Raw genomic sequence first — 12,495 nt, forward strand, 5'->3', positions numbered from 1 at the left:
CGATTGGTCGACCCTACCGCGACTTCGGGGTGGGGGAAACGGGATTTGCGGCGCGCTGGTGTGCGTTGCCCCCGAATAGCCCGGCTCGGATCACGTGCCTGCCTGATCATGCGAAGGTGTGGGTGCCCAGCCCGACGGACGATTCAACCTGGCAGGCGGCGCGGGACCGAGCGGCTGCGCATAGCGGTGAGCGGTATCTGATCGCAGTGCAACTGGTGCAGCATTCGCACGCGGCGTGAGGCGAGCTTGATCTGTGCCGAGAGTGTCCCAACTCTCGCGCCCTTTGCATATTCAGCGCCAATCCAGATCGGACACCGCACAGGCCGCCATGATGAATGCTGCAGAACCGTAGAACTGGGTATCCGTTGCAAGGACATTGTCCGGACGGTCGCCAACTTGCTGCACCCAACCGACCTTGCCCTCGCGCGACATGGCTCCATGCAGTGCCAACCAGCCGGACCGGATAACCGGCTCATAGTCCTTTCGCGCAAGCAGGCCCGCTTTGACACCATATGCCATGCCGTAGACAATGAATCCCGTCCCGCTTGATTCAGGCGGAGAAACCGCAGCATTCGCCAATAGCGAAGGAGACCAGAACCCATCAGGGCGCTGAAGCTGCTTGAGGCGGGCTGCCATGCTCCGCAGAAGCTCTTCGTAGTATGGTCGGCGGGGATCGTTGGCAGGAAGTGCTTGAAGTATCCGTGCAACGCCTGCGAACACCCACCCATTGCCGCGGGCCCAGAGTATCTTTTCTCCGGCAGAGTCGCGGAGCTCAAGGAACCTGCTGTCACGAAAATAAAGGCTTTCCGCAGGGTCCAACAGAAATGCAGTCGTGGCCTTGAACTCACGATCAGCAAAGTTGGCATAGCGAGGATCGCCGGTGGCGCTGGTCAGCTCGAAATAGGTTGGCGGGGCCATGAACAACGCGTCCGCCCAGGACCATCGGTCGTCGGGATCGGGATCAGCGGGGTTTTCGCTCATCGCAAGCCCCGCCGGAGAAGGATGGCGAACAACAAAGTCGAGACCGGCGGCAACTCCGGCCAGAGCTTCACGACCGCCGCCATTCCGAGCAGCCCAAATGAACGGGGAGCCCACCAGGTGGTCATCCGCGTGGAACGGGCGATCCCCCAGCCGCCAACCGGTGGAACGACCGAGATCGAGCACAGCGTCGCGGTAGCGTCTCTTGCGGCTGCGATCGGCAAGCTTTGTCAGCGCGACGTAGAACGTGGCCTGCTGCCACCCGCGGATATCGCGCGTGTCGCGCGCTACCTTGCGAATCTGGGACGTGTCAGTCAGATGGGACAACTGCCAGTCCGCCGCCTTCTCTGCCAGAGCAAGGACGGCCGCGCGCTGCAAGGGCGGTTCCGCGTGAGCCGAGCTTACAATCATCACAAGCGCTGCAATCCAGCTCAAAGAGCGCATTCAGGCCCCCTGCCAACGGGAAACATGCTGTGCGATCTGTAACACACAGAGTTCTGCCGCAACGATTGGTTATGATGGAATCTACTGCAGCATTCTTGATTGACCATAAAAAAACGCCGCCCCCGTTCGGGAGCGGCGCTCTTTCTTGCGCTGAGAGCTGCGAGGCTTACTTCGTCGCGCTGGTCAGGTAGGCGATCACGTCCGCGCGGTCCTGGCCCTTGGCGAGGCCGGCGAAGGCCATCTTCGTGCCGGGGACGACGCGGGCCGGCTTTTCCAGATACTGGTAAAGCTTCTCGGGCGTCCAGGTGATGCCGCTTTCCTTGTTCGCGCTCGAATAAGAGAAGCCGGCGATCTCACCCGCCTTGCGGCCGATGATGCCGTGCAGCGAGGGCCCGATGCGATTCACGCCCGGATCAATCACGTGGCAGGTCTTGCACTGGGTGAAGACCTTCTCGCCTGCGGTTGCATCGCCCTTCATATCGGCGAACTTGGTGCCGTCGAGGGTGTCGGTCGCGTCGGCGGCAACCTTGGTAGCAGCAGCAGGTGCCGCAGCATCAGCAGCCGGTGCGGCCGCAGCAGGAGCTTCGGCGGGCGCCGCAGCTTCTTCCTTCTTGCCGCCGCAAGCCGCCAGGGCGGCAGACAGGGCGATCAGACCGAGGTATCCTCTCAAATTGCTCATGGCCACTCCTCTACGAAACTGGGACAGTTCAAAACTGCCGAACGATTATGACGAAATATCCGGACCGGCAACCGACAAACACGACTTGGCGGCCATGGACAGGCTTCCTTACGCACTTTTAATCTTCACCCGGATCAGCGCCCGGGCAATTGTCCTCAAGGGCATGTCGCGCGGGGCCGTCTGATCTGCCATCGCGCCGCAGTTTTGCGCGGTGCCCAGCACCCTTTGACAGCAGCGCCGGAGCGACCGTAAAGGCGGATGGGATGAGGGTATGGCCGTTCTCGGTACTGGTTGATACGCGCAGCGCAGCGGCGCGCGAAAAGCCCTTGGGCGAGCTGGCGCTTATTCTCCTGCTCAGCGCGCTGGCCGCCCTGCCCGCGATTGCAGCGCCGGTGCTGCCGCTGATCGACCTGGGCGGACACATCGCGCGCTATGCGGTGCAGCTCGATGCCGGTCGATCCGAAGTGCTCCGCAATTGGTACAGCTTCGAATGGGGGCTGCTGCCAAACCTCGGCGTCGATCTGCTGGTGCAGCTGCTCGCGCCGGTCATGGGGCTGGAGCCGGCGGTGCACCTCATCGTCGGGTCGATCCCGCCGCTGACGGTTTCGGGTATGCTGCTGCTTTCGCGCGCAGCGCACGGGCGGATCGGGGTGACTGCGCTCTACGCGCTGCCGCTCGCGATCTCGCTGCCCTATCTCTACGGTTTCGCCAATTTCGCACTGTCGATCGCGCTGGCCTTCCACGCCATGGCGCTGTGGATCGCGCTGGAGCGGCGGCCGGTGCTGCGCACGGCGCTGTTCGTGCCGATCGGGTCCCTGCTGTGGCTATGCCATCTCGTCGGCTGGGCGGTGTTCAGCCTGGTGGCGGGGATGACCGCACTGGTGGCGAACTGGCGCAGTGGTCCGGGAGGCGGCAGGGGTTTCGCAACCACGATAATCGCGACGGGCCTGATGACCGCGCCGCTGCTTCTCGGCCCGATCATCGGCGTGCTGACGCAGCGGCCGGCCAAGGAAGCCATCGCACTGCTGGCCAACAATGATGCGCCGCGCAAGATCGTCTGGCTGATCATGGCGATGGCGGATCGCTGGCTGGGATGGGATGCAGCCTGCGCGGGGGTGATTGCGCTGGTGCTCTATATCAGCCTGCGCACGCGCGGCTTTGTGGTGAACTGGGGGCTGATGGCCTCGGCGCTCGCGCTGCTGGGGCTCTATCTGCTGATGCCCGATACGATCATGGGATCGCGCTTTGCCGACATGCGGCTGGGCCCGGTCATCCTTGCGCTGCTGGTGCTGGCCAGCGCACCGGGCGAACACGTCGATCCGCGGCTGACGCGCTGGCTGCTGATCGGCGGCCTCGTATTCTCCGGGGCGCGGCTGGCCACCAACACCGCGAGCATGGCGCTGGCCGGCAACCAGTTTGCCGAGACGCTGACCGCGATCGAGGCGGCACCGCGCGGGGTGAACCTCGTCTCGCTCTATATCGACGAGTGCAAGGGCTGGAACACCGACCGGCGGCGGCACATCATGGGCTATGGCCTGGCGCGGCGGCACTTGTTCGACAATGGGCAGTGGCAGCTGCCGAGCGGACAGCTGATCAGCATCCACAACCCGCGCCTTGCCCCGTTCGACCGGGACCCTTCAACGATCACGTTCATGGAGCCCTGCGGCGATTCGCCCGCGCTGCCCGAAGTGGTCGCCGCGATCCCGCGCGCGGCGCGCTTCCTGTGGGTGATCCGGATCGATCCGGCGACGCGCCTGCCCGGCTGGGAACCGCTGCGCAAGACGGCGGACAGCGTGCTCTATCGCCGCTTGAAAACTCCACCAAATTGATTGACTATAACCATAACCTTCCAGAGCAGGATGCCCCGATGACCGACCTCAGCAAAGCCAAGCCCGAGACCCTTGCCCTCCATGCCGGCTGGCGCGCCGATCCGACGACCGGCTCGGTCGCGGTGCCGATCCATCAAACGACGTCTTACCAGTTCCATTCGACCGAGCACGCCGCGAACCTCTTCGCGCTCAAGGAACTGGGCAACATCTACACCCGGCTGATGAACCCGACGACCGATGTGCTGGAGCAGCGCATGGCTGCCATCGAAGGCGGCGTGGCGGCGCTGGCGGTCTCGTCCGGCCAGTCGGCGACGACGCTGGCGATCCTAAACCTGGCCAAGGCGGGCGACAATATCGTCGCTTCGACCAACCTTTACGGCGGAACCTGGAACCTGCTGGCGAACACGCTGCGCGATCTGGGCATCGAGACGCGGTTCGTCGATCCGGCGGACGTGGAAGGCTTCCGCCGCGCGACCGATGACAAGACGCGCGCCTACTATGCCGAATCGCTGCCCAATCCGAAGCTGGAAGTATTCCCCATCGCCGAAGTGGCGGCGATCGGGCGCGAATACGGCATTCCGCTGATCATGGACAACACCGCGGCGCCGCTGCTGATCAAGCCATTCGAACACGGCGCGGCGATTGTGGTCTATTCGGCGACCAAGTACATCGGCGGTCACGGCACCTCGATCGGCGGGTTGATCATCGATGGCGGCAACTTCGACTGGGAAGCCTTCCCCGAGCGCCAGCCGCACCTCAACACGCCGGACGCCAGCTATCACGGCGCGGTGTGGGCGCGCGACATCAAGCCGCTGGGGCCGATTGCCTACATCATCCGCGCGCGCGTGGTGCTGCTGCGCGATCTGGGCAACGCGCTCTCGCCGATGAGCGCGTTCCAGCTGATCCAGGGGCTGGAAACGATGCCGCTGCGCATCGAGCGGCACTGCGAGAACGCGGTGAAGGTGGCAGCGTTCCTTGCGGCGCATCCCAAGGTGGCTTCGGTGATCCATCCTTCGGTTGCGACAGGCCGGGCGGCGGACCTTGCCGCCAAGTACCTGACGCGCGGCCAGGGCGGGCTGGTCGGTTTCGAACTCAAGGACGGAGCCGAGGCGGGCAAGCGCTTCATCGATGCGTTGGGCCTGTTCTACCACGTGGCGAACATTGGCGATGCGCGCAGCCTTGCGATCCATCCGGCCTCGACCACGCATTCGCAGCTTTCCGTGGAAGAGCAGGCCGCGAGCGGCGTGACGCCGGGCTATGTGCGGCTTTCGATCGGGATCGAGCATATCGACGATATCCTCGCCGATCTGGGCGCGGCTCTGGACGCGGCGTAACTGTTTTCTCGCGGAACATCCCTTAACCCGCTCACCCTGAGCCTGTCGAAGGGTGCTGGCGCACCGGTCGCGTCAGATGCTTCGCCAAGCTCAGCATGAGCGGGTTTGGGGTTCGAAAGCGCGGCTTTGTGGTGGAGCTAGGCCCTAGTACCCCACCGCCATCCCGTCCTTGCGGTGGTCCGAACCGGCGCGGTAGGCGCCGGTTTTCGGATCGATCATGATGCCCTGATAACCGCCCATTTCCGAACCATCGTCGCGCATCACCTTGTGGCCGCGCGCGGCGAGATCGGTGCCGACGAGATCATAGAGGCCGCTTTCGAGGCGCAGCACGTTGGACTGCTGGCTGTGGTTGAAGCGGGCGGCGTCGCTGGCGCTCTGCACATTGGCCCCGAAGGCGAGCAGGTTGGCAAGGACCTGTGCCTGCCCCTGCGCCTGCTGGCCGCCCTGCATCACGCCGAAGGAATAGTAAGGCTTGCCGTCCTGGGTCACGAAGCCGGGGATGATCGTGTAGAACGGGCGCTTTCCCGGGGCCAAGGCATTGGGGCTGGCGGGATCGAGCGAGAAAGCATTGCCGCGGTTGCTCAGCGTGAAGCCGTAGCCGGGCACGGTGATGCCGGAGCCGAAGAAATCGTAGACCGAGTAGATCAGCGAGACGACGTTGCCGTCCTTGTCCGCCGTCGTGATATAGGCGGTGCCGCCGAGCGCGGGCGCATCAGGGCCGATGGCGGCGGCCTTCTTCATGTCGATCCGGCTGCATTGCTGCGCGGCGTATTCCTTCGAAACGAGGCGGGCGACGGGGATCGCGGAATAGTCCGGATCGCCATTGAAGCGCCTGAGATCGTCGTAGGCGAGCTTCTTGGCCTCGATCATCAGGTGCCAGTAATCGGCGGAGCGCGGGCCGAGTTTGGCGGGATCGAGCCCGAGTTTGGCCGGGCAGATTTCGAACATGTTCATGATCTGGAGCACGGCGAAACCCTGCGTGCTCGGCGGCATTTCGTGGATCGTGTAGCCCAGATACGTTGTGCTGATCGGTTCGACCCAGCGAGCGTGGATCGTATCGAAGTCCTTCAATGCAAAACCGCCGCCAAGGCTTTGGGATTTTGCGACAATCGCTTCGGCAATCGGCCCCTTGTAGAAGGCATCGCGCCCGCCGCTGGCGATGAGGCGGAAGGCCTTGGCGAGATCGGGATTGCGGAAGATATCTCCCCAACCGAGCGACTTGCCGCCGGGCATGTAGGTCTTGGCCGAGTCCGGATCCTTCGCCAGCAGCTTCGCGCTGACTTGCCATTCGCCGCCGATCCGTTCGGTGAGCGGGAAGCCTTGTTCGGCGATGCGGATCGCGGGCTGGAGCGCTTGCGCCATGCCGAGCTTGCCGTAGCGCGCCAGCAGAACAGACCACCCATCGACCGCACCGGGGACAAGCGCGGTGTGGATGCCTTCCTCCGGCATCGCCGCGCCGAACAGCTTGCGGTAGCGTTCAAGGCTGGCACCGCTGGGCGCACGGCCTGCGGCGTCGAGCGCGACGAGGCGCTTTTCCTTGGCGACCCACGCGATCACGAACATGTCGCCGCCGATGCCGGTCGCTTCGGGCTCCACCACGTTGATTGCGGCGGCTGTGGCAATCGCGGCATCGAAGGCATTGCCGCCGGCGTGCAGCACTTCAAGCCCGGCTTCGGCGGCAAGCGGCTGGCTGGTGGCGACCATGCCGTTCATCGCCATGACTTCGGAGCGGCTTTGCGGGGTCCAGCCCCCTGCCCTGTCGCCGCGAACGGCGTCGAACGGCACAGGATCGGCAGCGAGAGCTGGTGCAGCGAGGACGGCAAGTGCAGAGGCGGCAAGCAGGCGGCGCATCAGGCTTTCTTCCAATCGTGGGAGAGCAATTTCACGGTGACTTTGCCGGTGGCGACAGTGACGCCGTTTGCATCGAGCATCGGAAACTCGGCAAGATAGCCCGCGCTGCCCTTGCGTTCGAGATCAGCGAGGAGGCCTTCGAGCACGGGTTCATCGAGGCTGAATTCGGCAAAGACATCGCTGGCAGCCATCTTGTGAAAAGCGACCGCTATGTCCTTGATGATCGGGTAGAACCGCGCGGTATCGAGGATCGAGATGCCGGGGATCGCGGCGGTTGCCTCGGCCAGCACAGTGAAGGCGCCCATGTACATCACGCCGACGTGGTTTTCGTTCCCGGCGAGCGGCATGCGGTAGCGCGCGTGGCCTCGGCCCGTTTCCAGCAGTTCGAGGCCGGTGCGTTCGACGAATTCGACGCGGTAGGTCATTTGGGGGTCCTTATGCCTTGTACTTCACGTCGCCGCCCACGAGCGTTTGCTGGACGCGGATATCCTTGATCCTTTCGGGGTCCACGCTGGCAGGATCGCCGTCGAGGATTACCATGTCGGCCAGCTTGCCGGGGCTGAGGGTGCCCTTGAGGTCTTCCTCAAACGAGGCGTGCGCGCCGTTGGTGCTGAGGACCTTGAGGCCTTCCATCACGGTGATCTTCTGGCTGGCGCCCCAGATCTCCCCGTTCCAGCCCTTGCGCGTGACCATGCCCTGCAGCCCCATCAGCGGCGCGAACGGCCCCGGCGGGAAATCGGAGCCGGCGCAGACGGGGACGCCCGCGTCGACCATCATGCGGTAGGCCATCATGTGTTCCATCATCTCCGCGCCGTAGAAATGGAACTTGTCGGCATTGTAGTAGGCGTAGCTGGTGAACAGCGCCGGGACCGCGCCCAAGGCCTTGATCCGGCTGACAAGCTGCGGCGAGACATTCGTGCAGTGGGTGATCTTGGGGCGGCGGTCGGCAGGGCAGAGGAGCTTCATGCCGCGTTCGTAGGCGGTGAGCACCATGCCGATGGCGACATCGCCGTTGGCGTGGAAATTGGGCTGTATCCCTGCGCGCATCTGTTTTTCGACGAGGGCGTCGAGGCCCTCCTGCGTCTGCATGATATTGCCGTAATAAGCCGGCGTGCGGCCCGGATAGGGCGTGGCGCGCGACATCGTGCGTTCGGAGAAGGAGCCGTCGGAGAACTGCTCGGCCGTGGCGCCGAAGCGGATCCATTCATCGCCGAAGCCGGTGCGTACGCCATTGGCGATCATGGCATCGAGCATGGCGCCCGAGGTTTCGTACGTCACGCGGTGGAGCAGTTTGCCTTCGCGCCGGATCTGCTGGATCGCGGCGAAATCATCCGCAAGGCCGGTGCTCCCGCCGACAAGCCCCGGCGCGGTGTGGCACACGCTGGTGAGGCCGTAGCGGACGAATTCGGAACTGATCTTGGCCTGCCCGGCAATGGCGCGGGCGCGCAGCTGTTCGGGGGTGAGGTCGGGTTCCTTCGCGGCATCGCGCACGAAATTGAGTGCGGCATCGGTGAGGCGGCCGGTGAGATTGCCGTTTGCATCGCGGTCATAGGTGCCGCCGAAGGGATTGGGCGTATCGCGGGTGATCCCGGCGTTCTTCAGCGCAAAGCCGTTGACCACGCCGGTGTGGCCGCCGCGGTGGGTAACGATGACCGGGTGCGTGGTGGAGACCCGGTCAAGATCGGCCATGACGAGGGGGCGGCCGTCCTTGATCTTGGTATCATCATAGAACTCGCCGCGCACGAGGCGGCCCGGCGGGGTTTGCGCCGCGCGGTCGCGCAGCAGCGTGACGATGCGGTCGATGGTGAAAAACTCGACCTCGAAGGGATTGCCGACAAGCACATCGCCGAGGAGGCTTTCGCCCACCGCATGGAGATGCGCATCGTTGAAGCCGGGGACGATGGCCTGCCCGCCCAGATCGATCACTTCGGTGCGGGAGGTGGCAAGCGATTTGAGATCGGCCCAGGTGCCAACGCCGACGATGCGGCTGCCCGCGATGGCGATGGCATCGGCGGAAGGGATCGCGGGATCGAGCGTGTGGATCCGCGCACCCTTGTAGATGCGGATGGGCGCGGGATCGAGCACCGCGGCCATGGCGCGGGGCGAGATGCCGGCCAGCGTGAGCGCACCGCCGGAGCCGATGAAACCGCGCCGCGTGATTGCCAGTGATGCCATGGACTGCCCCCTGCCCCGATTGCTGGCGACATGGTGCGGGCTTGGCGCGGGGCTGGCAAGGGGCTTGAAAAGCGGGTGTCGGGATTCCTTACGGTTGACACAGTTGACACAGTCCAGAGCGAAAAATCCGATCCGGTTGCATCGAATGATTTCAGCGGCTTGGCGATTCAAAGAGCAAGGGCCTGCTCGTGCCATAAGGCGCGCGTTGTAGGAAAGCGGTTTGTGGCGCTATCCCGCCTTGGCGGTCTGCAATTGGCAGGTTAGACCAATGGCTTAAGCGAGGAACGAGCATGCGTTTAGGCTGGGACGAAATCAAACGGCGGGCCAAGGCGTTCAGCGAGGAGTGGAAGAACGCGCACTACGAGAAGGGTGAGACGCAGACCTTTTATAACGAGTTCTTCGAACTGTTCGGCATCAAGCGCAAGCAGGTGGCGATCTACGAACAGCGCGTAAAGCTCCTCTCCAACCGCCATGGGTTCATCGATCTGTTCTGGCCGGGCGTGCTGCTGGTTGAGCAGAAAAGCAGTCGGCTCGATCTTGGCAAAGCACAAGGGCAGGCTCTCGACTATGTGGAGGGCATCCACCCTACACTGCAACCGCGCTGGGTGCTGACCTGCGATTTCCAGAACTGGGTGCTGCTCGATCTGGAGAGCGGCAAGGAACAGCGCTTCCCCCTTGCCGACCTGCACAAGCACATTACCGCGTTCGATTTCATGCTGGGCCGCAAGGTGAACTTCGGCACGCAGGCGGGCGTGACGATCAAGGCGGCGGAGCTGATGGGCAAGCTCCACGATGCGCTGCACGAGGCGGGCTATCGCGGGCATGATCTGGAACAGCTGCTGGTGCGGCTGCTGTTTTGCCTGTTCGCCGACGATACCGGGATTTTCCAGCCGAAGGACATTTTCCTCCAGCTGATCGAGAACGACACGCGGCCCGATGGCAGCGATACCGGGCGGGTGCTGGGCGAACTGTTCGATGTGCTGGATACGCCCGAAGGCCAGCGGCAAAAGGGGCTGGCGGGCGAACTGGATGCGTTTCCTTATGTGAACGGGGCGCTGTTTCGGGGCCACCTGCGCACGCCGGTGTTCGATGCGAGAATGCGCGAGCATCTGATCGATGCGGCACGGCATGATTGGTCGGGCGTGAGCCCGGCGATCTTCGGCTCGCTGTTCCAATCGGTGATGGATGCCAAGGAACGCCGGGCCAAGGGCGCGCATTACACGACCGAGGCGAATATCCTGAAAGTGATCGGGCCGCTGTTTCTGGATGACCTCAAGGCGGAACTGGCGGCGATCATCGGGCGGAAGACGGGGCGCGAGCGGGCCTTGATGGAATTTCAGGCCAAGCTGACCCGGCTGACGTTTTTCGATCCAGCCTGCGGCTGCGGCAACTTTCTGGTGGTGGCCTACCGCGAAATCCGGCGGCTGGAACTGGAAGCGCTGCGCGCCCAATATGGCGATCAGCAGATCGACGCAGCGCTGATGTGCCGGGTTTCGGTCGATCAGTTCTATGGCATCGAATACGAGGAATTTCCGGCGCGCATCGCCGAAGTGGCGATGTGGATGATGGACCATATCGCCAACAACGAAATCAACGAGGCATTCCGGCTGAACTATGCGCGCATCCCGCTGAAGGATTCGGCCCATATCCTGCATGGCGATGCGCTGGAGGCGGAGTGGAACGACCTGCTGCCTGCGGCGAAGTGCAGCTACATCATGGGGAACCCACCGTTCGTGGGGCAGAGCTTCCAGTCCCCCGCGCAGCGCCTGCAGATGGCAAAGGTTATCGGCCATGCTTCGGGGCGCGCTGGCTCGCTGGACTATGTGGCGGCGTGGTTCATCAAGGCGGGGCAATATCTGAATGAGGCGGGCGCGCAGCCCCCTCCCCCAACCCCTCCCCACCGGGGAGGGGGGCAGGCAGTGCAGGCAGGCGAGGGGACGGGCAACCGGCGCATCCGGGTGGCGTTCGTTTCGACCAATTCGATCTGCCAGGGCGAACAGGTGGCGCAATTGTGGCCGATCCTGTTCGATCGGTTCGGGCTGGAAATTGCCTTTGCGCACCGCACGTTCAGCTGGGGCAGCGAAGCGCGCGGCAAGGCGCATGTGCATGTGGTGATCGTGGGGCTGGCGCACCGCGACCATGAGCCGGCGGAAAAGCGCCTGTTCAGCTATCCCGATATCAAGGGCGATCCGGTGGAGAGCCGCCATGCGGCGCTTACGGCCTATCTTTTCGACGCCAAGGGCGTGGCGAACCGGCATTTGGTGGTGCGGGACCGAACGACGCCTATCAGCGCAGAGAAGCAGATGCGCATGGGAAGCAAGATTGTCGATGGCGGGCATTTGATTTTCGACAATGTCGGCAAAACTGCCTTTCTCGCTGGCGAACCAAGGGCTGCTCGGTTCATGGTTCCTTTGGTTGGGTCGTATGAGTATATCAACAGCACAAGCCGTTGGATTCTATCTCTAAAAGGAGTCTCACCGGGTGACTATCGGGACATCCCGAGTGTGCTTGAGCGCGTGAAGGCAGTTCGGGAGTTCCGGTTGTCTAGCAGCAAGCAGGCCACTCGCAAGCTGGCTGACTATCCAACGGAGTTTGAGGTTACCACAATACCGGATGCCGACTTTCTGGTGTTCCCGGAAGTAAGTTCTGAACGGCGCGAATATGTCCCGATTGGATGGCTTCAGCCGCCGACGATACCTTCAAACCTCGTCCAAACCTTGCTGAATGCCGACCGATTTGACTTCGCAATCCTGACCAGCCGAATGAATATGGCTTGGCTCGCCCATATCGGCGGGCGGCTTGAGAGCCGGTTCCGCTACTCTATCGGCCTTGTCTACAACACCTTCCCATGGCCCGATGCCACCCCCGCGCAGCGGACGAAAGTGGAGGCGCTGGCGCAGGCGGTGCTGGATGCGCGGGCTGCGCATCCCACGTCCAGCCTTGCCGACCTCTATGATCCGGACACGATGCCCGCCGATTTGCGCCGCGCGCATGCCGCGCTCGATCTGGCGGTGGACCGGCTCTATCGATCCGCGCCGTTTGCTTCGGACCGGGACCGGGTGGAGCATCTGTTTGGCCGCTATGAGGCGCTGGTCAATCCGCTGGAGCGGCTGGGTGCGGCGAAGAATGCCCGGGTGGCGCGCAGGGCTGCTTCCCCCTCTCCCAACCCTCTCCCCTGAAGGGGAGAGGGCTTTTCACCGAAGGC

Annotated in this window: 8 protein-coding genes; 3 read left to right on the top strand and 5 right to left on the bottom strand. The window is 63.7% G+C overall.

What is annotated here, in order from left to right:
• Window positions 1–291: 291 nt before the first annotated feature.
• Together ACO06X_RS05915 and ACO06X_RS05920 are read right to left on the bottom strand one after the other, a co-directional pair.
• A complete protein-coding gene (locus ACO06X_RS05915) occupies window positions 292–1,422 on the bottom strand; it encodes a glycoside hydrolase family 88/105 protein (RefSeq protein ID WP_421839029.1) in 1,131 nt (376 codons plus the stop codon).
• Between the two features lie 166 nt (window positions 1,423–1,588).
• On the bottom strand, window positions 1,589–2,101 hold the full coding sequence (locus ACO06X_RS05920; protein ID WP_421839030.1) for a c-type cytochrome: 513 nt from the start codon (window positions 2,099–2,101) through the stop codon (window positions 1,589–1,591).
• 263 nt (window positions 2,102–2,364) lie between these two features.
• On the opposite strand from ACO06X_RS05920, the gene ACO06X_RS05925 reads away from it, so the two are divergent.
• Entirely contained in the window at window positions 2,365–3,930 is a 1,566-nt protein-coding gene (locus ACO06X_RS05925) for a GtrA family protein (RefSeq protein ID WP_421839031.1), read from the top strand.
• A 38-nt stretch (window positions 3,931–3,968) separates the two neighbouring features.
• A complete protein-coding gene (locus ACO06X_RS05930; protein WP_421839032.1) occupies window positions 3,969–5,264 on the top strand; it encodes an O-acetylhomoserine aminocarboxypropyltransferase/cysteine synthase family protein in 1,296 nt (431 codons plus the stop codon).
• A 144-nt stretch (window positions 5,265–5,408) separates the two neighbouring features.
• Here ACO06X_RS05930 and ggt read toward each other — a convergent pair whose 3' ends face one another.
• Genes ggt through ACO06X_RS05945 form a run of 3 tightly spaced genes read right to left on the bottom strand, consistent with a single transcriptional unit; the run spans window position 5,409 to window position 9,290 of the window.
• Window positions 5,409–7,115 carry a gamma-glutamyltransferase gene (gene ggt, locus ACO06X_RS05935; RefSeq protein WP_421839033.1) on the bottom strand — a complete coding sequence of 569 codons (1,707 nt, stop codon included), beginning with the start codon at window positions 7,113–7,115 and terminating at the stop codon, window positions 5,409–5,411.
• On the bottom strand, window positions 7,115–7,540 hold the full coding sequence (locus tag ACO06X_RS05940) for a PaaI family thioesterase (RefSeq protein WP_421839034.1): 426 nt from the start codon (window positions 7,538–7,540) through the stop codon (window positions 7,115–7,117). The genes ggt and ACO06X_RS05940 overlap by 1 nt, the downstream gene beginning before the upstream one ends.
• Window positions 7,541–7,550: 10 nt before the next feature.
• Window positions 7,551–9,290, bottom strand: a complete 1,740-nt coding sequence (locus ACO06X_RS05945; protein ID WP_421839035.1) for an amidohydrolase — start codon at window positions 9,288–9,290, stop codon at window positions 7,551–7,553.
• Between the two features lie 290 nt (window positions 9,291–9,580).
• Between ACO06X_RS05945 and ACO06X_RS05950 the strand changes: the two genes are divergently transcribed.
• Window positions 9,581–12,469 (top strand): DNA methyltransferase, encoded by a 2,889-nt coding sequence (locus ACO06X_RS05950; RefSeq protein ID WP_421839036.1) that lies wholly within the window; start codon window positions 9,581–9,583, stop codon window positions 12,467–12,469.
• Window positions 12,470–12,495 lie beyond the last annotated feature (26 nt).

The sequence above is a fragment of the Novosphingobium sp. genome, from assembly GCF_965229225.1.
In the GTDB taxonomy this organism is placed as follows: domain Bacteria; phylum Pseudomonadota; class Alphaproteobacteria; order Sphingomonadales; family Sphingomonadaceae; genus Novosphingobium.